17 protein-coding genes are annotated in these 19950 nt (G+C 71.6%); 4 read left to right on the top strand and 13 right to left on the bottom strand.

All coding sequences use genetic code 11. The features are described 5' to 3' along the window. Positions 1-41: 41 nt before the first annotated feature. Positions 42-1193 carry a glutathione-independent formaldehyde dehydrogenase gene (locus tag ACLZN2_RS39600; RefSeq protein ID WP_416984451.1) on the bottom strand — a complete coding sequence of 384 codons (1152 nt, stop codon included), beginning with the start codon at positions 1191-1193 and terminating at the stop codon, positions 42-44. A 285-nt stretch (positions 1194-1478) separates the two neighbouring features. Between ACLZN2_RS39600 and ACLZN2_RS39595 the strand changes: the two genes are divergently transcribed. Continuing rightward, positions 1479-2666, top strand: a complete 1188-nt coding sequence (locus ACLZN2_RS39595; RefSeq protein WP_416984449.1) for an FG-GAP repeat domain-containing protein — start codon at positions 1479-1481, stop codon at positions 2664-2666. A gap of 54 nt (positions 2667-2720) precedes the next feature. On the opposite strand, the gene ACLZN2_RS39590 is transcribed toward ACLZN2_RS39595, so the two are convergent. From ACLZN2_RS39590 to ACLZN2_RS39545, 10 genes are all read right to left on the bottom strand, one after another. Further along, complete coding sequence (locus ACLZN2_RS39590; protein WP_416984616.1) at positions 2721-4778, bottom strand: alpha-galactosidase; 2058 nt, start codon at positions 4776-4778, stop codon at positions 2721-2723. A gap of 184 nt (positions 4779-4962) precedes the next feature. After that, on the bottom strand, positions 4963-5754 hold the full coding sequence (locus tag ACLZN2_RS39585) for a hypothetical protein (RefSeq protein ID WP_416984448.1): 792 nt from the start codon (positions 5752-5754) through the stop codon (positions 4963-4965). A gap of 116 nt (positions 5755-5870) precedes the next feature. Further along, positions 5871-6860: an NAD(P)-dependent alcohol dehydrogenase gene (locus ACLZN2_RS39580; protein WP_416984614.1), complete on the bottom strand. Its 990-nt coding sequence runs from the start codon at positions 6858-6860 to the stop codon at positions 5871-5873. Between the two features lie 137 nt (positions 6861-6997). Beyond that, entirely contained in the window at positions 6998-7705 is a 708-nt protein-coding gene (locus ACLZN2_RS39575) for a TetR/AcrR family transcriptional regulator C-terminal domain-containing protein (protein WP_416984447.1), read from the bottom strand. Between the two features lie 69 nt (positions 7706-7774). After that, complete coding sequence (locus ACLZN2_RS39570) at positions 7775-8668, bottom strand: alpha/beta hydrolase (RefSeq protein WP_416984445.1); 894 nt, start codon at positions 8666-8668, stop codon at positions 7775-7777. 129 nt (positions 8669-8797) lie between these two features. After that, positions 8798-9208 (bottom strand): nitrile hydratase accessory protein, encoded by a 411-nt coding sequence (locus tag ACLZN2_RS39565; protein WP_416984443.1) that lies wholly within the window; start codon positions 9206-9208, stop codon positions 8798-8800. After that, on the bottom strand, positions 9205-9816 hold the full coding sequence (gene nthA / locus ACLZN2_RS39560) for a nitrile hydratase subunit alpha (RefSeq protein WP_416984442.1): 612 nt from the start codon (positions 9814-9816) through the stop codon (positions 9205-9207). The genes ACLZN2_RS39565 and nthA overlap by 4 nt, the downstream gene beginning before the upstream one ends. Before the next feature lie 2 nt (positions 9817-9818). Further along, on the bottom strand, positions 9819-10511 hold the full coding sequence (gene nthB / locus ACLZN2_RS39555; protein WP_416984441.1) for a nitrile hydratase subunit beta: 693 nt from the start codon (positions 10509-10511) through the stop codon (positions 9819-9821). Then, positions 10508-12061, bottom strand: coding sequence for an amidase (locus ACLZN2_RS39550; protein WP_416984440.1), 1554 nt, complete (start codon positions 12059-12061; stop codon positions 10508-10510). Before ACLZN2_RS39550 ends, nthB begins: the two co-directional genes overlap by 4 nt. A 15-nt stretch (positions 12062-12076) precedes the next feature. Continuing rightward, entirely contained in the window at positions 12077-13099 is a 1023-nt protein-coding gene (locus tag ACLZN2_RS39545) for a phenylacetaldoxime dehydratase family protein (protein WP_416984439.1), read from the bottom strand. 327 nt (positions 13100-13426) lie between these two features. On the opposite strand from ACLZN2_RS39545, the gene ACLZN2_RS39540 reads away from it, so the two are divergent. Then, complete coding sequence (locus ACLZN2_RS39540; RefSeq protein ID WP_416984438.1) at positions 13427-14341, top strand: helix-turn-helix domain-containing protein; 915 nt, start codon at positions 13427-13429, stop codon at positions 14339-14341. A 9-nt stretch (positions 14342-14350) separates the two neighbouring features. On the opposite strand, the gene ACLZN2_RS39535 is transcribed toward ACLZN2_RS39540, so the two are convergent. Both ACLZN2_RS39535 and ACLZN2_RS39530 read right to left on the bottom strand, forming a co-directional pair. Then, positions 14351-16444 (bottom strand): ATP-binding protein, encoded by a 2094-nt coding sequence (locus tag ACLZN2_RS39535; RefSeq protein ID WP_416984437.1) that lies wholly within the window; start codon positions 16442-16444, stop codon positions 14351-14353. After that, the gene (locus ACLZN2_RS39530) at positions 16441-17145 is read right to left on the bottom strand and encodes a response regulator transcription factor (protein WP_416984436.1); all 705 of its coding nucleotides are present in this window, start codon (positions 17143-17145) and stop codon (positions 16441-16443) included. The genes ACLZN2_RS39535 and ACLZN2_RS39530 overlap by 4 nt, the downstream gene beginning before the upstream one ends. Positions 17146-17418: 273 nt before the next feature. Between ACLZN2_RS39530 and ACLZN2_RS39525 the strand changes: the two genes are divergently transcribed. Both ACLZN2_RS39525 and ACLZN2_RS39520 read left to right on the top strand, forming a co-directional pair. After that, positions 17419-18555: a DUF3500 domain-containing protein gene (locus tag ACLZN2_RS39525; protein ID WP_416984435.1), complete on the top strand. Its 1137-nt coding sequence runs from the start codon at positions 17419-17421 to the stop codon at positions 18553-18555. 20 nt (positions 18556-18575) lie between these two features. After that, the gene (locus ACLZN2_RS39520) at positions 18576-19883 is read left to right on the top strand and encodes a HupE/UreJ family protein (RefSeq protein WP_416984434.1); all 1308 of its coding nucleotides are present in this window, start codon (positions 18576-18578) and stop codon (positions 19881-19883) included. The last annotated feature ends 67 nt before the right edge of the window (positions 19884-19950 follow it).

The following is a 19950-nucleotide window of genomic DNA, read 5'->3' as shown; positions in this document are numbered from 1 at the left end:
GCTCGGCCCGGCGGTCGACCCGCCGCCTGCTGGATGGTGGTTTACGCCGCGAGGGCGTGACCGGGGTGCAGCACGACCTTCGTGTACCCCTCGATCCTCTGGTCGAACTTCTGGTAGGCGAGCGGCGCCTCCTCCAGCGGCAGCTCATGGGAGACCACGAAGCTGGGCTTGGCCCGCCCGGCGATGATCAGGTCGCGCAGCTGGCGGTTGTACTGCTTGACGTTGCACTGGCCGGTGCCCATCCGCTGCCCCTTCTCGAACATACGTCCGATGGAGACCAGCAGCTGGCCGTGCTTGGCGTTGTCGTCGGGCCCGCCCGGGTCGGCCGGGACGTACAGGCCGGGGACACCGAGCATGCCGGTCGGCCGTACGGTCTCGACGAGCGTGTTGAGGACGACGGCGGGTTCCTCGTGGCTCGCGTCGTGCGCCTGGGCCTGGTAGCCGACGGCGTCGACGCCCTTGTCGGTCCCCTCGCCTGCGGTCTGCTCCTTGATCTGGGCCGCCGGGTCGCCCTTGGTGAAGTCGATCGGTATCGCTCCGATCTCCGAGGCCTTGGCGAGCCGCTCGGGCACGCGGTCCACCGAGAACACCTTGGAGGCACCGCGCAGCAGCGCGGAGTACGCGGCCATCAGGCCGACCGGGCCGGCACCGAAGACGGCCACACTCTCACCGGGAATCACCTGGGCGAGCTCGCAGCCGTGGTAACCGGTCGGGAAGATGTCGGCGAGCAGCACGAAGTCGTTCTCGAACTCACTGCCCGGCGGCAGCTTCAGACAGTTGAAGTCGGCGAAGGGCACCCGCAGCAGCTCCGCCTGGCCGCCCGTGTAGGGGCCCATGGCCACATAGCCGTACGCCCCGCCGGCGAAGCCCGGGTTGACCGTCAGGCAGAAGCCGGTCTTCCCGGCCAGGCAGTTCTTGCAGAACCCGCAGGCGACGTTGAACGGCATGACGACCCGGTCGCCCTTGGACAGCGAGGTCACGCCGGCGCCCGTCTCCTCGACGATGCCGAGGTTCTCGTGGCCGAAGACGATGCCCGCCTCGGCGGCCGTGCGTCCCTCGTACATGTGCAGGTCGGATCCGCAGATCGCGGTCGACGTCACCCGTACCAGCACGTCGTTCGGGTGCTGGATCCGAGGATCGTCGACCTCACGCACGGTGACACTGAAGGGCTTGTCGTAGACAACGGCTTTCACCTGGATCACCTCCACGTCGAACGCAGGGTGAGGCGAACCCATGTCGAGGCTGAGCCCCTCGGTCCGTTTCGTGACCCTGGCGCTCTGGATGTACCGCTGAATACCTCCAGCTAACGCCGTCGCCACGACGGCGGCAACCCCTGCCCGGCCCACGCTGCACGCGCTATACGAAACCACGGTCCCGACCCACGTGAATCACAGCAGCACACCCTAGGTTCCCGTGCCCATGACAAGGCCTGTCCTCAGGGCCTCTCCCCCTCCACACGAAGGGCACCCCCTCTTTCCATGAGCAGTCACAAGAAGCACCGGAGCCGTCGCATCCTGGCCCTCGGCACCGCCGGTGCGTTAGCCCTGGGCGCCAGCCTCGCGGCCATGGCCTCGGCGACCGGGACGGCCACGACGACGGCCACGACGACGGCCACCGCGTGCTCGTCCGACCTGGTCTTCACCGAGTCGAAGGCCGCCGCCTCCGTCGGTGACAACCCCCGGCACGTGGTGACCGGCGACCTCGACGGCGACGGGAACGCCGACGTCGTCGCGGCCAACAACGACGCCGACTCGCTGTCCGTACTCCTGGGCAACGGCGACGGAACCTTCGACGCGGCCACCGAGTACGCGGTGGGCGACAAGCCGTACCAGTCAGTGATCGCCGACTTCGACGCCGACGGCACCCCGGACATCGCCACCGCCGACTTCGACGGCGGCACGGTCAGCGTCCTGCTCGGCACCGGGGCGGGCGCCTTCGACGCGTCCGTCCAGTACACGGTCGGCGCGGGGGCCCGCTCCCTCGTGCCCGGTGACGTCGACGGAGACGGCAACCTGGATCTGGCGGTCGCCGAGGAGAGCGGCGGCGGGGTGAGCCTGCTGTACGGCGACGGCGCCGGATCGTTCACGGTCGACCTGGAGGAGGTGACCGTGACCAGGCCGCACGGGCTGGTCCTCACCGACTTCGACGGCGACGGCGCGCTCGACATCGCCACCGCCAGTGTCGCCACCGCCGGCGGGGTCGGCGTGGCGCTCGGCAACGGCGGCGGCACCTTCGGGGACGTCACCGAGTACGCCAGTGTCGCCCGTCTCTACTCCATCGCCCAGGGCGACTTCGACGGCGACGGCGAGACCGACCTGGCCACCATCAGCAACGGCTCCAACACGCTGGAGATCTTCGCGGGCGACGGGGACGGCACGTTCGAGGACTCCGTCGCGTACACGACGTCCGCCCTGCCGGTCGCCGTGGGCGCCGCCGACGTCGACGGCGACGACGTGACGGACGTCCTCGTCTCCTCGCTCAAGGGGAACTCCGTGACCGTCTTCCAGGGCACCTCGGGCGGTGAGCTGACCGAGCTGACCGAGCTGGCGGCCGACGGGGCCTACGAGGCGGCGGCGGCCGATCTGACGGCCGACGGCGTCCAGGACCTCGTGGTGGCGGGCAGCAGCAGCGACGAGGTGGACGTGTTCACCGGGTCCTGCGGCTGAGGACACCTGCGGCATCTCCGCCAGGGGGTCGACCTCCTGGCGGAGATGCCTCGGTCAGTGGTTCTCGGCGAGGCGGAGGAGTACGGCGGTGCCGGGGCGCGGCAGGGAGACGGTGAGGTGGGCCCGGCCGGGGTCCCAGGTCGCGGTGGCGTCGGCGGTGGGCGGGTAGAGGACCGTGGGCCGGACGCGGGTGCCGCGCAGGTGCGGGATCGGGAGGGTGCGGGTGCTGTCGTCGGCCGTGCGCGCGTGCCCCGGGGCCGGCTCGCGTCGCCACAGGGTGAGCCAGGTGGTGGCCGGGCCGCGCAGGCCGGAGGCGATCCAGGTGTCCTCCCAGGCGGGCAGTCCCAGCGGCCAGAACGGAAGGCTGCCGGGGATCTCCGGGCGGATCGCCTTGTGGACGGAGACGGCACGGTGGACGAGGTCGGACTGCTCCGGGCTCATGCGGTCGAGGAATCCCGACAGGTGGATACGGCCCTGCAGCGCGCCGGTGAGGGTGAAGGCGATCTCGTCGGGGGTGAAGTGCGGCTGGGGGTAGGCCCAGACGGCGGCCTGTTCGGGGGTGACCGCGGTGGCGGCCGCGGCGGCGATGGGCGGGTAGCGCGCGGGGTCCTGCTGGTCGCTGGTGGACTGCAGCTGGGTGACGGCGAGTTGGGCGTAGTCCATGCGCAGTCCGCCCGAGGCGCAGTTCTCCAGGACGAGCCCGGGGTGCCGGTCGAGGAGGGAGCCCAGCCAGTCGAGGTGGGCGCGGTGGTGGCCGAGCAGTCCGGCGCCCGCGCTCCCGGTGCCGCTCTCGGTGCCGTTCTCGGGGTTGTTCTCGGGGTTGTTCTCGGTGCCTGGGCCGATGTTGACGTTGTAGTCGAGCTTCAGATAGCCTACTCCCCAGTCGCCCACGATCCGGTCGACGACCTGGTCGAGGTGGGCGCGGGCGGCCGGGTGGCGCAGGTCCAGGTGGTGCCGGCCGTGCTCGGTGACGCGTACGCCTCCCCGGCGGAAGAAGGCCTCGGGCGGCAGGGTGCGGGCGAGCGGGCTGCGTACGCCGACCACCTCGGGCTCCAGCCACAGGCCGGGGGTCATGCCGTGCCGCTTGACGGCGTCCAGGACCTCCTGGATACCGCCGGGGAAGCGGCTGTCCGAGGGCTCCCAGGCGCCGACGGCGTCCCACCAGCCCTGGGCGTCGTCGTCGTACCAGCCGGCGTCGACGACGAACACCTCGGCGCCCGCGGACGCCGCCGCCTCGACGAGCGGCAGGAGCTTGTCGGTGGTGGGGTCGCCCATCAGGGTGTTCATGTAGTCGTTGTAGATCACCGGGAGTGCCGTGTGGTCCGGGTGCGGGCGGCGCATCCGGCGGCGGTAGGCGGTGAGTTCGCCGAACGCGGCGTCCAGACCACCGGTGGTGACCCCGGCGAGCACGGCCGGGACGGTGGTGAAGTCCTGCCCGGGGGCGAGCGTCTGGTGCCACTGGTGGTGTGCCTCGTCGGGGCCGAACAGGGCGACGTAGGCGGCGCCCTCGCGTTCCCCGGTCTCGTAGCGCCATCCCCCGCTGGACTCGATCTGCCAGAGCCAGGCGCGCCCCGTCGGATCGGTGAGCGCGGCGACCGGCAGGTGCCGTCCCGTGGACCAGCTGCCCTGCGAGGAGCGCTCGAAGCAGCCGCGTCCGTCGTGGCCGTGGGCGGACCGGTTCAGGGAGACGACCCGGTCGCGGAAGGGGGCCTGCCGCCAACGGCACTCGGCGAGCCACTCGTTGTCCGCCCAGTGCAGGGTCGGACCGTCCATCGCGCCGGTGATGTCCATGAGCCCGCCGAGGGCCAGGGTGGACACGCTCTCCAGCCGGAGCGGGGCGCTTCCCTCGTTGACCAGGCGCACCTGTGCGCGGAGGAAGCCGGCGCCGGGGCAGGTCCCGAGGGTGAGGTGCGCGGCGAGGCCGGTCTCCGGGTCCGCCAGCCGGAAGGCGGTGGAGTGCCGGTCCCCGTCCGTCACCGTCTCATGGCCCCGGAGGGCGAGGCGGGCACCGACGGCGGTGTCGATGAACCGCTCCCCCGACCAGGTGCGGCCGTGACCGGTGACGGTGACCTCGACAAGGGGGAGCAGGGCGTCCCGGTCCTGGCCCGGCATGCCCAGCCGGACCGCCCCGGAGGGGTCCAGGAAGGCGTGCAGCCCGAGGACGTCATGGGACCAGAGGACGGACTGCCCGGCTGCTTCGCCAGCGGTGGCCAACGCGGTGTCCCCTCGTCCGTGCGTCCGACGGCTGGAGCCTACCCAGGGATGTGACCGGTCACCCCCTGCCCGCCCCGCCGCTTCACCTCACGTCGACGAAGTCACCCGTGGCCGTGGCCGGGCCGGTGGTGCCGGTGCCGGTGAAGACCCAGCGGAAGTAGCCGTCCTTCGTGGCCTTGGTGGTGGTCTTCAGGGTGCCGCCGCTGCCGGTGGTGACGGTCTTCAGGGTGGTGTAGGTGCTGCTGCCCTTCTTGCGGAACTGGAGCTTCACGGACTGGCCCCGGTAGCCGGTGTAGGTGCCGCTCTCCCAGTTGGCGCGGGTCAGCTTGCCGGTGACCGTGATGGTCCGGCCCTTCTTCACCGGCTCGGGCGAGGCGTTGACGGTGGCCTTGGCGTTCCGCTTGATCTTCACCGTGGCCGCGACGTCGTCGTCCGTCCAGTCGTCGGTCGCGTCCTGTGCCTCGATGAGCACGTTCCAGGTGCCGGCCAGGCTGTTGTGGTCGAGGTCCCGTGCGGCGTCCACCCCGAAGCTCATCGTGCAGGCGGAGGTGGTGGGGTCCGTCGGCGACACGGTGCAGGTGCCCGCCGGCGGGTAGGCCGGCAGGTGGCTGTCGGCGTCGTCGGTGTTGGGGCCGTGCCACAGAAAGGCCCAGGACGCGAGGGGACCCTCGGGGTCGGTGACGTTCCAGGTGATGGTGACGGTCTTCCTGGTGGTCAGGCCGAGCACGATGTCCTTGCCGCCGTTGACGAGGACGTTCGAGAAGGTGCTCCCCCCGATCGGCACCCGGGGCGCCGCCTGGGCGGCGGCCGGGACCACCGAGGCGGACACGGCGGTGGCAAGGGATACGACGGCGACGGCCGAACGGATACGCATGGACTCCCCCTTCGGGACGCTCGGGCCCGCCGTCTCCTGGTCACGGCGGGCCTGACGATGTGTCACGCTGCCTAGACCCACGAGGGGCGCCCTCGGTTGCCCCCTCCTTCGTTCGCTCACCCCACCCTGATCACGGCCTTGCCCCGCGCATGGCCCCGCTCCACGTGACGCAGGCCCTCGGCCGTGTCGGCCAGCGCGTAGGTGCGGTCGACGACCGGGGTGAGCTTTCCGGACTCGATGAGGGCGGTGACGGCGAGCAGGTCCTCGCGGGCCGGTCCGGAGGGGACGGACGGGAGGATCGGGCGGAGCCGCTGCCGTACGCACACGTCGACCGCGGCCAGTCGCAGCAGGGAGCCCACGGCCCCGAACACATGGCCGGGCGAGCCGCCGCCGTTGGCCACCAGGGTCCCGGCCGGGGTGAGCGCGCGGCGCAGCCGGCCCAGCGGGTGGTTTCCCACGTTGTCGAGGATCACGTCGTAGTGCGCGCGCCGCTCGGTGAAGTCCTCCCGGGTGTAGTCGATGACGTGGGTGGCGCCCAGCGAGCGCACCAGGTCGGCGTTGCGGGCGCTGCAGACCGCGGTGACCTCGGCGTCCAGGCCGGCGGCGATCTGCACGGCGAACGTGCCCACGCCGCCGGCCGCCCCGTTGACCAGCACCCGCTGCCCGGCCCGTACCCGGCCCACAGTGCGGATGCCTCGCAGGGCGGTCACCGCGCCCACCGGTACGGCCGCGGCCTGTGCGAAGGTCAGGCCCGCGGGCTTGGGTACCAGCAGGTCCGGGGTGGTGCGCGCGTACTCGGCGAAGGCGCCCGGGCAGAAGCCCAGCACCTCGTCGCCGGGCCGGAGCCCGGGTACGCCGGCGCCGACCGCCTCCACCTGTCCGGCCGCGTCGATCCCGGCCACCCTCTCCTTCGGCCGGGTCAGCCCCATGCCTCCCATCAGCCGTGCCACGTACGGGTCGCCGCGCAGCATGTGCCAGTCGTACGGGTTGAGCGCGGCGGCGCGCACCCGTACGAGCACCTGGCCGGGCCCGGCCTCGGGCCGGTCGGTCTCCGTGAGCCGCAGAACGTCCGGCGGGCCGAACCGTTCCTGGACGATCGCCTTCATCGGTTTCATCGGACTTCCCCCATTCCCATCGCGTCCCATCCCGGGTGTACGCCGTACACCTCCTTGACGGCAAGGTAGGTGTACGGCGTACACCCGTCAAGGGGTGAGGGGTGCCGCGGCGGCGACGGAACCGTGATTCAGGCCGTGCGCAGGAGCCGTTCGAGGCCGTCCAGCGTCAGGTCCAGGGCGAACTCGAACTCGGACTGGTCGTCGCAGCCCGAGCCGACGACGGAGTCCTCGTCATGGACGACTGCCATGACCAGTTCGGTGAGGTGGGGGTAGCGCGCCGCCATCTCCTCGGGCGCCGGCGCGTCCGGGTCCGGCGCGCGGTCGGACGTCTCCTCGAACAGCTCCTGGGAGAAGCCCAGCAGCCGGCTGCCCATGACGTGCATCGTGTGGTGCACCAGGTCGACCGAGAAGCCGCCGGCCCGGAAGATCCCGATCATCGAGTCCAGATACGCCAGGACGGCGGGCGTCGGCGTGACCCTAGCCTTCATCCGCGCCTCGATGACCCCGGGCGCCCACGGGTGACGCAGCAGCATGCGGCGGGCCGACAGCACCCGTCGGCGTACGGCGGTCTTCCAGTCGGCGCCTTCGGCCGGCGGGTCGATCTCCCCGACAAGGGCGTCGATCATGCCGTCCAGCAGCTCGTTCTTGTTGGCCACGTGCTTGTACAGCGCCATGGGCACGACACCGAGCGCCTGCGCGATCCTGCGCATGCTGAGCGCGTCGACCCCGCCCTCGTCCGCCAGGGCGACGGCGGTGTCCAGGACCCGCTCCCTGCTCAGGGGCACGCGCTGCCGCGCGGCGGAGGCGGAGCCGGCCTGTGTGCTGATCTCCACCACCCCTTTCGTACGGCGGGCCCCCCAAAAACGCCCACCCCTCCCGCCGACGAAGTTACCGCGCCCGGCGCGTCAGTCGCTCAGCGCGGTGCGCAGGGTGGTCGCCATCAGCTCGATGGCCTCCCTCCCGGCGGGCACCGGGCCGGTGTGGGTGAAGTAGTGGTCGACGCCCTCGAAGACACGGTGGGTGACGGGGACGCCCGCGGCCTCCAGGGCCTTGGCGTAGGCGTCGCCCTCGTCGCGCAGGCGGTCGTTCTCCGCGGTGATGACCAGGGCGGGCGGCAGACCGGCGAGGTCGTCGGCCAGTCCGGGCGAGACGAGCGGATGGGCCCGGTCGGCGGGGTCGGGGACATAGGCGTCGGTGAAGATCCGCATCAGCTGGGGGCTGAGGAGCGGTTTGGCGATGAGGGACCGCTTGGTGGCGGGGTCGGCGAGCTGGTCGAGCGGGGCCGAGTCGAGGATCTGGAGGCGAGGCGTGAAGGTGCCCCGGTCCCGGGCCAGGCGGCACACCGCGGCGGTCAGATTGGCTCCGGCGCTGTGTCCGCCGACGGCGAGCCGCGTACCGTCCCAGCCGCCCGCGGTGCCGTTCGCGGCGACCCAGGCGGTGACGTCGTAGGCCTGGGTGACGGGTACGGGGAAGGGCCGCTGCGGGGCGACGGCGTAGTCGACGTTGATGACGACGCAGCCGGCCGTGGCGGCTATGGAGCGGCAGATGTGGTCGTCCTGTTCCGGGTGGGCGACCACGAAGCCGCCGCCGTGGAAGTTGACGTACACGGGGGCGAGAGCCGCGGCCGGGGCGGCGGGACGGTAGACGGTGCAGGCCACCGGGCCGGCGCCGGTCTCCACCCGGAGTGCTTCGGTGTGCGTCTCGACGTCGGTGGCCCGCAGGTCCTTGTGCACACGGGACATCATGCGGCCGAACAGCAGCTGGACGCCTCTGGCCTGGACGGTTGAGCTGAATGACATGGTCCCGCTCCAGATCTACAAGGTTTCAAGTATCAGGATTCCTGTTAATGCGATTCCTGATGATGCACCCTGTGGACCCGGTTGGGTACTCCCCGGCCGGGCCCGCCCACGGGAGCGGGCCCGGCCTCGTCAGGCCGCTCGGGCCGGTGCGACCGCCACCGGGTCGCGGCGGGCGTGGTGGTGGCCCGCGTCGCGGGGCGTGGCCAGCACGGTCCGGGTCCGCTCCTCCAGCGTGTCCTGCGACAGGGTTCCCTGACCGGAGAGGACGGATTCCAGGGCCGCGAGCCAGTGTGCGTAGTAGCTCCACGGCTCGCCGTCCGGCTCCTTCTCCCAGCGCCGGATGGACTCGATGAGGGATAGCTGGAACTCGCTCCACGCGTAGTGGCCGCCGTTGTGGGCGGCGACGGCCAGGGCGAAGGCGCGCAGCTCCCACGGCTCGTCGAAGGGCCGGTCGGCACCGGGGAGACCGCAGACGAGGTCCTCCACGCGGCGGCGCGTGTCGTCGAGTGCCGCGGCGTCCGGCCGCTGCGGGGCGGTCATGACGCCGGGGCGGCGACGGGGGCGACGCCGATCATCGAGTCCCGGGTGACCAGCGCCTCCAGGGCCAGGGCGCTCAGCCCGTCCGTGCCCTCGGGCCGCCGCGGCAGCACCCAGTAGCGCAGTTCGGAGCTGGAGTCCCAGACCCTGATCTCCACCGAGTCGGGGATCGGGAACCGGAAGTCCTCGGCGAGCACCTTGCGCGGCTCGCGGACGATACGGGCCCTGAACGGCGGTGCCTTGTACCAGTTGGGCGGCAGGCCGAGCACGGGCCACGGGTAGCACGAGCACAGTGTGCAGACGATCACGTTGTGGACGGTGTCGGTGTTCTCGACCACGACCATGTCCTCGCCCTGGAGGCCGCCGATGCCCATCTCGGCACAGGCTCCGGTGGCGTCGGCGAGCAGCCGGGCCTTGAAGTCGGGGTCGCTCCAGGCCCGCGCCACGACCTTGGCGCCCAGCTGCGGCCCGACCTCGTTCTCGTAGATCTCGGCCAGCCGGTCCACGGCGGCGGTGGTCAGGACGCCCTTCTCGATCAGCATCGCTTCCAGGGCCTTGACCCGTGCGGTGATCTCCGCCTGCGTCCGCAGACGGGTGTCGGTCGGTGCCATGGTCAGTTCTTCCCTTCGGCGGGGATCATGTAGGGCTCCCAGGCGTCGTAGCAGACGGTGGCGTTGGGGTCGCCGGCCTTCTCGCCCCAGAGCTCGCGCGCGCTGAAGCGGACGGTGTAGAGGTGCTCGGGCGCGTCACCGCCGCCGTTGCCGGCGCTGTCGGGGTAGATGAAGGTGCCGTGCGCTCCGGTGACCACACCGGTGCGGCCGCGGACGTAACGGGCCCGGCGGGTGTGTCCGGCGGGGCTGTCACTGGCGATGGCGACCACGTCGCCGACCTTGAACCGGGCCTGTTTGTCCGACTCGCGCGCGGCGGGCGCGCCGCCGGTGACGGCCGCGTCGACGAAGGCCAGCAGCTCCGGGTCGTCGCGCCGCGGCAGCCCCGCGTCCGGGTGGGCGAGGAAGAACGCGGTCCGTTGGTCCAGTTCGGCGGGGTCGATCATCCCGGCCTTCGCCGCGAAGTGCTCGGCGGTGTGCACCCAGTGCTCGTAGTAGTTGGACAGCAGGTATTCCGCCGGGTCCATCTGCTCGATGCCGTGCCGGAACATGTCGACGTTGAACAGTCCGGCCCGGAAGCAGCCGGCGAACAGGGAGAACGCCGCCTTCTCCCACTCGGCGCGGAAGACCGGTTCGTTCTCCTCGGTCAGGACGGGGCCCAGCCCGTCCGTGCCGCCGAGGTCGAATACGCCGTTCATGCGGTGCTCCCTGTGGTTGCGGGGACCGGCGGTGCGGGGAACCCTCCGACGGCCTGTTCGTAGGTGTGCGCCACCCGCAGGACGGTGGCGTCGTCGAAGCGCCGGCCGATGATCATCAGGCCCGTCGGCAGCCCGCCGACCGGTCCGGCCGGAACGGTGCAGGCCGGGTGGCCGGTCACGTCGAACGGGGCCGTGTTGCCGACCATCGACAGCGCGATGGCCAGGTAGTCGCCCAGGGAGACGTCGGCCGGGGGAAGGGCGGTCGCGGTGTACGGGAGGGTGGGCATGACCAGCACGTCGTACCGGGCCAGCGCGTCGTCGTAGGCCGCGCGCACCTCGGGGACGAGACGGCGGGCCATGGCGTAGTACTTCCCGCCGCCCACCTCGAAGGTGTACCGCCCGGACAGCCCCACCAGCTTCACGGTCCTGGACAGCTCGCCGCCGCGCTCCAGCCGCTGCCGTGCGAAGTGGGCGATCAGTTCCGGGTCGTGGAAGCCGTCGGTGTTCATGCCGTAGGCGTTGCCGTCGAGCATCTGGTACGCGGCGCCCTCGGTGGCGATCACGTTCCACACGTGCATGGCGTCGGAGTGCCAGGGGATCGACACCTCCGCCACGTCGAGCCCGGCGGCGCGCAGGACGTCGATCGCGGCCCGGACGGAGGCGTCGACCGCCGGGTCCGACAGGGGCGTACCGAATCCCTCGGTGACCACGCCGACGCGCAGTCCGGACGCCGGTTCGGTGAGGGCCGCCGGGTAGTCGACCGGGTCGAGCACGCTCGGCTGGCGGGGGTCCGCGCCGTCGGGGCCGGCCAGTACGCCGAGCAGGGCCGCGGCGTCGGCCACCGTGCGGGCCATCGGCCCGAGGTGGTCGATGGTCCGCTCGATGGGGAACGCGCCGGTGTAGGGCACCAGTCCGTGCGTCGGTTTGTGTCCGACGATCCCGCAGAACGCGCTCGGGATACGGATCGAGCCGCCCTGGTCCCCGCCGACGGCGAGGTCGACCTCACCGGCGGCCACCAGGGCGCCGCAGCCGCTGGAGGACCCGCCGGCGTTGCGGGTCTCGTCCCACGGGTTGCGCACGGGACCCGGCCGCGAGGTGAAACTGGCGCCGGAGAAGCACAGGTCCTCGCACACGGCCTTGCCGGTGATCGTGGCGCCGGCGTCGAGCAGCCGGCGGACCACGGTGGCGTCCTGGCGGGGCACGAACCCCTCGACCGTGCGGGATCCGTTCATCATCGGTACGCCGGCCACGGCGACGTTGTCCTTGATCGCCACGGTGCGCCCGGCGAGCGGGCCGTCCGGCGACCCGGTGAGCGACGTGGTCACGTACCAGGCGCCGAGGCGGTTGTGTTCCGGCCGGGCCGGTGCCCAGGACCGCTCGGGCGCCGGTGTGCTCGTGCGTGCGTAGAGTTCCTCGACGGCGGTGGAGGCGGCCAGCGAGGCCTCGACGGCGGGCGCGTACTCGGCGAGCTCGGCCGGGGACAGACCGAAGCGGAAGTGCCGGTCCAGGGCGGCCAGCCGGTCGAGGTCGGGCGGAGGCAGGGACGACATGGTGCGGCTCCTCCGCTAACCGGCGACGTGCGCCGGGGTGTGGTCGAGGACGGGGGTGTGGTCGAGGACGGGGGTGTGGTCGAGGACGGTCAGAAAGCCGGTGCGGTTGTGGCAGTTGACGTACTCCGCGGATCCGCCGCCCTCGGGGATCACCGAGACCTCGTGCCAGAGCGACATGTCCATCGGCTGACCGTCCTTGCCCTGCATCATCTGGAAGAAGGCGCCGTAGATCTCCAGATGGCTGCGGTGGCCGCGGGACCAGGTCATCAGGTGTTCCAGGGACAGGAACCAGCCGACGGTGCACGCGCGGTCGATGATCTCGCCGTCGAGGGCCTGCTCGCGGATCTTGCGGGTCTGCAGACAGCCGGTGTCGGGGTGGGTGGCCAGGTAGTCGACACCGACGTCCTTCACCGGGTCGACGTTCGCGAAGTAGTCGTCCTTGAAGACCGTGCTCCTGCGCCAGTCCTGGGCCGTACGGATCAGACAGACGTTGCCCGGCACGGTGACGGAGACCCGCCTGCCCAGCGTCTCCTCGGTGGTCGGGGTGTACGCGTACAGCGCGCCTTCGAGCTCGTCGCTCTGCGACGCGGTGATACGGTCCCGCGCCGATCCCCAGTAGTCGTGCACCTTGGTCGGCCCGACCTCCACGTGCTGGGCGATGCCGGGGGTGTCGTACTCCTTGGGGTCGTGCGGGGTGTACAGCGTCTCGATGTGGTCGCGGGGTATCGTCGCGGTCTCGCGGTAGTACCCGAGGGGACCGCTCACCGGCCGCGACGCCCAGAATGCCTCGACGGCGTCCTGCCCGGCCCACCGCTCGTAGTCCCCCGGCGCGAACCAGTACGCCATGAGCGTGGCGTTCGCGTACCCGTAGGCGTCGGTGTACTGGCCCCGGTCGAGAACCGTCGGCTGCGCGTCCGCGCCGAACAGCGGAAGCATTTCCTCGATCGCCTTGTTCGCCTCGTCCAGGCTCGGGGCCTGGACGCCGAACTGGGCGAACAGAATCTCGGTGACCCCTTCGGGATACGTGGTCGACCACATTTCGAAACGCGGTTCCGAGTCGGTGACGCGAATATGGCGTGGCATTGGGCCTCCAGCTCAGGTCGGCGGTGATTGACCGTACGGCGGCCCGGAGCAGGGTGTTTGTCGCTGGGAGACAACGGGTTTGACGCTCTGCGCCATTGTCGGGATCTTGTGGGTTCCTCCTATGAGATCGGGATCTTCATGAGAGGAACCCATGTGTATTGACCAGCTCCTCGTGTGCTCCTACCGTGCACTCCACGTGGGAGGAGGAGCCTCGTGAGCGGGAGCGAGCCGGGTCCTGCGCACGCGGAGACCGCCGGCGGAGGCCGGCGCCTCACGGAGATCGTGCGAACCAATTCCCTGGGCGCCTGGACCGACGCCATCCGGGACACCTTCGTGGCGCTCGACATCAGACCGGACGACTCCGGGCGGTTCACCGGAACCGTGCGCACGCGCCGGCTGGCGCATCTCATGGCGGCCGATGTCCTCGCCACGTCCCAGACGTTCGACCGCACCGGCCGGCTGACCTCGCGTCAGCCTCTCGACCTGATGCAGATCGGCATGGTCGTAGCGGGCGAGGGCGAACTGATCCAGGACGGGCGGACCTGCACGCTAAAGCCGGGAGACTTCGCGATCTACGAAAGCGCGCGACCGTTCACCTGGCAGCTGCGCCCGGATTGGCATCTGCGCGTCTTCACCTGGCCACGGGAATCGATTCCGCTCAGCGAAACACGGTCGCAGGAGCTGACGGCGCGAACGGTCCGGGCCGATTCCGCGGTGGGACAACTGCTTTCCCCGCTGTTGTCGGGTCTTCTCATCCATGATCGGGACGTGTCGTCCGGTGGGGCGATCAGACTGGCCGACGAAATAGCGGAATTGGCGATCACCGCCGCGCTGGAGGAAAGCGACCCGGGCGATCCGGACTCCCGGGCACTGGAATTCCGCGAGACCATCCTGCGGTACATCGACGCCCACCTCGACGACGCCGAGCTGACACCTCAGCAGATCGCCCAGGCGTTCTTCATCTCGCCCCGGACGCTGCACCGGCTGTTCGCCCGGTTCGGCGAGACCGTCGCGGCCACGATCCGCCTGCGCCGTCTGCGGGCCTGCCGCGAGGCCATGCTGTCGCCGCAGAACGCCCACTGGCCCCTCACCGACATCGCCTCCCGCTTCGCCTTCGCCGACCTGGCCGTCTTCAGCAGAGCCTTCAAGTCCCGGTACGGAGTGAGCCCGAGCCGCTACCGCGAACTGAACCGGTAGGCGGCGGCGTCAGCCTTGTTCCTCGGGCGGCAGGAGCCGGGCAGTGTCCACGGTGAACCCGACCGCGGCCCCGCCGCCGGGTCGGGTTCTCGCGAAGACGGAGCCGCCGTGGGCCTCGGCGACGTCACGGACGATGGCCAGGCCGAGCCCGGAGCCGGGCAGGCCGCGGGAGGTGTCGGCGCGGTAGAAGCGGTCGAAGACGCGCTCCTCGTCGCCGGGGCGGATACCCGGTCCCCTGTCGCAGACGGTGATCACACCACCGTGGATGTGCACCTCGATCGGCTCGTCGTCGTCGGGTGCGGCCTCGGAGGCGGTGTCGAACTTGGCCGCGTTCTCCAGCAGGTTGCCCACCGCGCGTTCGAGTCCCTGACGGCGGCCACGCACCACGCGGTCGTCCGCGTCGACCAGGACCAGTCGGCCCGTGCGCCGGTAGGCGCGCTGCGCGGCGCGCCGGGCCACCGCGGCCAGTTCGACGGGTTCCTCGGGTTCGTCGCGGGCGCGGGACAGGGCGAGTTCGACGAGTTCGTCGACCAGTCGGCCCAGTTCCCGTGTCTCGCCCTCGACGTCGTCGAGGAGCCGGTCGCGCGCGTTCGGGGCGAGCTCGGTGACCCGGCGCAGCACCTCCGCGTTGGCGCGCAGGCTGGTCAGCGGCGTTCGCAGCTCATGGGCGGCGTCCTGCACCAGCCTCTCCTGGGCCTCGCGGGCGACGGCGAGGCGGGCGAGCATCCTGCTGAACGACGCCGAGAGCCGGCCGACCTCGTCGCGCCCGCTCTCCAGGCCGGAACCGTCGACGTGCCCCTCGACGCTGACCTCTTCGGCGACCGCGGCCAGCCGTACCAGGCGCCGGGTGATGCGCCGTGCCAGCAGCCGGCCGGCACCCGCCGCGGCCACCAGGACCGCGAGGCTGACGCCGGTGATCTCCCGCGCCATACCGCCCAGCACGTACTGCGTCTGGTCGACCGGTACGGCCACCTGAAGGGCCCCGCGGTCCCCGCCGAGCGCGGTGGTCAGCTGTCGGTAGGTACGGCCGTCGACGACGACCTCGGTGGTGTGCGACTGCCCGTACGCACCGGAGGAGGCGAGGTCACGGGAGGTGTCGGACACCGGCAACGGGACGCGCGGGCCGCCCAGATGACTGGACGTCCCGTCCCGGGCCACGACCCGCACGACCGGCCGCCACTCCTCCTCATCACCCGGACCAGGCCGATCCGCCCCGGGAAAGAGATCCGCCCCCGGCGCGAACGACTCGCCGGCGGAGCCCGGCCCCGAGCCCGCGACCTGACCTGACGCCGGCCCCGCCTCCAGACCCAACACCGAGCCCGGGCCCGAGCCCAGGGCCAGGTCCGACACCGGGTCCGCGTCCGAAGCCGAGATCGGGTCCGCGTCCAGGTCTGCCTCCGGAGCCGAGGCCGGGTCCGCGTCCGGGTCCGAGATCGGGTCCGAGATCGGGTCCGGGGCCGGGGCCAGGTCCGCGTCCGGGTCCGACGCCGGGACCGAGCCTGAGCACGCGTCCGAGGCCGGGCCCGACGCCGAGACCAAGCCTGCGTCCGGGACCGAGCCTGGGACCGAGCCGGGCGCCGAGGCCGCGCCCGCGTCCGCGTCCGGGACGGGGACCGCGTCCGAAGCCGAGATCGGGTCCGCGTCCAGGTCTGCCTCCGGAGCCGAGGCCGGGTCCGCGTCCGGGTCCGAGATCGGGGCCGGGGCCGGGGCCGGGGCCAGGTCCTCGTCCGAGTCCGACGCCGGGGCGGAGCCCGGGTCCGAGGCCAGGACCGAGCCTGAGCACGCGTCCGAGGCCGGGCCCGACGCCGAGACCAAGCCTGCGTCCGGGACCGGGCCCGGGCCCGCGTCCGAGGCCGGGGCCGAGTCTGGGACCGAGCCCGGGGCGGAGCCGGGGGCCGAGGCCGCGTCCGGGGCCGGGACCGAGCCCGGGGCCGGGGTCAGGGGCAGGTCCTCTGCCGCTGCGAGCGTGGCTGACCGTAGGGAGCGGTCGATCTCCGCGATGACGCGGTCGGCGGCGGCGCGGTAGCTCAGTAGTCCCACCAGGACCGCCACCACGGCGCCGACGACGGCGAAGGCGAGCGCGAGCCGCGAGCGCAGGCTCACGGGCGCCTGGCCGCGTAGCCCACGCCACGCACGGTGCGGATCAGGTCGGGCGCACCGGCGTCGGAGAGTTTGCGGCGCAGATAGCCGATGTAGCCGGCCAGGTTCTTGGCGTCCGTGCCCACGTCCCGGCCCCAGACCTGCCGGTACACGCTCGCGTGGTCGAGCACGATGCCCTCGTTGCGGACCAGGAGTTCCAGCAGGTCGAACTCCGTTCTCGACAGCAGCAGTTCCTGCTCGGCCCACCAGGCACGCCGGGCGGCCGGGTCGAGTCGTAGCGACGCGATCCGCAGCGGCGACCGACCGGTCCCGTACCCTTCGCCCCCGCCCGCGGTCAGCTCGGCCCGGCGCAGCAACGCCCTTAGCCGGGCCAGCAGTTCGCGCACCGAGAAGGGTTTGGGCAGATAGTCGTCGGCGCCGACGTCCAGGCCTGCGACCCGGTCCGCGGTGTCGGCGCGGGCGGTGAGCAGCAGCATCGGGGTGCGGTCGCCGTCGGCGCGCAGCACACGGCAGACGGCCAGTCCGTCGACGTGGGGCATCATCACGTCGACCACCAGGGCGTCGAAGGAGTCCTGACGGACCCGGGTCAGCGTTTCCACGCCGTCGGCGGCGGTGACGACGTCGTGCCCCTCCAACTCCAGGGCCCGCGTGAGGGATTCGCGGATCGCGCGGTCGTCGTCGGCTATGAGGATTCGGTTCGGCACCCGCTCATGATGGCCGCCCGTCCCGCACGCGCTCGACGGTGGACAGAACATCGACAGTGTGACGACAGCAACTCCGGTGACATGGTGGCCAGTTCCGGCCAGTCCGGGAAGGCATCCGGACTTTGCCGAATTCCAGAACGGCTCCTGCCGGGTTCTGAGGTCGCTCCCACAGCATGGGACCCCCTGAGAGCTTGTGTCATATCCCCGGCCGGGCGCGCGACGCCTGGCCGGGCATATGACACAGGCTCTGACCGCACACCCCACAGGAGTCCCATGTCCCCCCTCTCCCCCGCCGCCTCCCCTGCCCGCAGGGCCCCGCAGGCACCCGTACGCCGCACCGCGATCGCCCTCGCCGTGTGCGTCGCCCTCGGTGTCACCGGCTGCGCCGCCCAGAACTCCACGGCCTCTTCCTCCTCGGCGGCCCTGACCACGGGAAGGACCACGCCCGTGAAGGCGTCCTCGGGCGCCGGTGGCGCGAACACCGCCCAGGTCGTGGCCGCCGCCGACGCGTTCCTCGCGACGCTGTCCGACGAGCAGAAGGACACCGTCCTGTACGACTTCGGCGACGCGGCCAAGAAGACCGGCTGGTCGAACTTCCCGATCCCCGTCGTGGAGCGCAACGGCCTCAAGCTGGGTGATCTCACCGAGGCACAGGACGCCGCGGTGATGAAGCTCATGGAGGCCGCGCTCAGCAAGCAGGGCTACAAGGAACTCGTCGACATCCGCAAGGCGGACGACTACCTCGCCTCGCTGGGCGGAGGCAACGGGCGCGTCCACTTCGGCTCGGAGTGGTACTACATCGCGTTCTTCGGCGAGCCCAGCAGGACCGGGCAGTTCACGGTCCAGTACGGCGGCCACCACGCGGCGTACAACATCACCTACGCCGGCAGGAACGTGAGCATCTCCCCGACCCTGACCGCGGTGGAGCCGATGGAGTTCGACTGGGAGGAGAAGTTCTACGCCCCCCTGGCGGACAAGCGGACCGGCACCATCGGGGCGATCCAGTCCCTGACGGAGACCGAGCTGGCCGCGGCCGAGATCGACGGCAGCTTCGACGACCTGCTGCTCGGCCCCCGCCACGACGGCCCCTTCCCGGCGCAGCCCGAGGGCGTCCTCGTCGCCGACCTCACCAAGAAGCAGCAGGCCAAGGTGACGGCGATGCTGAAGGCGTGGATCGACGACCTGGACGAGAAGGCCGCGGCGCGGCTCCTCGCCAAGTACGTGTCCGAGTACGACGAGACCTACATCGGCTGGAGCGGCGGCACGACGCTCGACAACACGCAGACGTACGTACGTCTCGACGGACCGTCCGCCTGGATCGAGTTCTCCAACCAGCCCGGCCCCGAGACCGGCGGCGTCCACCAGCACACCATCTTCCGGGACGAGACCGCCGACTACGGCTGGGAATGACCGGACGAGGGCCCCGCGCAGTGAAACGTCTCCTGTCCGCGCTGTTCGCGCTGTCCGCGTTCCTGTCCGCGTTCCTGATCGCGGTGCCCCTGCTGGTCGGCGGCCTCGCGTCGCCGGCCGGCGCCCATCCGATGAGCACGTCGGCCGTCCTCCTCGACATCGGCGACGACCGGGTCGAGGGGGAGGTGCAGCTGCCCGTCGACCGGCTGGCCGTGGCCGTGGACCGCGACCTCACCCGCGACAGCGTCCTCGGCGCCGACCGGGCGTTCCTCAAGAAGTACACGGCCGCGCACATCAGCGCCGTCGGCGACGAGGACCGGGCCTGGACCGTCACGCTCGGCACGGGATCGGTCCGTACGATCGACGGGACGCCGCACCTCGTCTACCCGCTCGAGATCCGTCCGCCCGACGGCCGGGTCACCGATTTCGTCCTGCGGTACGACGTCATCGTCGAGGAGTTGCTGACCCACCAGATCATCGCGACCGTCCGCCACGACTTCGACCGCGGCATCCTCAAGGCCGGCGACGCCCGGACGCTGGGGATCTTCGACTACACGACCAAGAGCCTCGAGGTACCGGCGGGCGGGGGCTCGTGGCTGCGGGGCTTCGCCGCCACGGCGGGCCTGGGGATCGAGCACATCGGCGAGGGAGCCGATCACCTGCTGTTCCTGCTGATGCTGCTCATCCCGGCCCCGCTGGTGGCCACGGGAGGCCGATGGCGCAGTGCCCCGTCGGTCCGGCGCGCCGTCGGCCGGGTCGTGCACGTCGTCACGGCGTTCGCCGTCGGTCACTCGCTCACCCTCGCCCTGGCGGCGGCGGGCGTGCTCCACCTGCCGTCCCGGCCGGTCGAGACACTGATCGCCCTGTCGATCGCGGTCTCCGCGGTCCATGCCGTCCGGCCCCTGGTGGCCCGTGGCGAGGCGCTCATCGCGGGCGGTTTCGGGCTGGTGCACGGGTTGGCGTTCGCCTCGCTCATCGGCGACCTCGGCCTCGACCGCGGTTCGCTCGTGACCACGCTGCTGGGCTTCAACCTGGGTATCGAGTTGACCCAACTGCTCGTGGTCGCGCTGATGATGCCGTCGCTGGTCGTCCTGGCCCGCACGGCTGTCTACCCCGCGTTCCGCGTCGTCGTGGCCGTGGTCGGCCTGGTGTTCTCGGTCTCGTGGATCCTCGAACGCGCCGCCCTGGTGCCGTCCGACCCCTTCGAGGGCATCCAGACATGGCTCGTCGAACACCCGCTGCTCGTCGCCGCGACGGTGGCGGTGCTGGCCGTCGTCGCCCGACGCACCGCACCACGGACCTCGGCCGACGCCCACGACGGGCTCTGAGAGAGCGTCAAGAGCACCAGAACGCACCGGAAGCGATTTCTCGGAGTCGCAGGCCGTCACCGTGCAG

Origin of the sequence: Streptomyces sp. T028, from assembly GCF_048159505.1 — a bacterium.
Taxonomy (GTDB): Bacteria; Actinomycetota; Actinomycetes; order Streptomycetales; family Streptomycetaceae; genus Streptomyces.
Note: the sequence above shows the minus strand (reverse complement) of the source record. Positions and strands in the feature narration are given on the sequence as shown.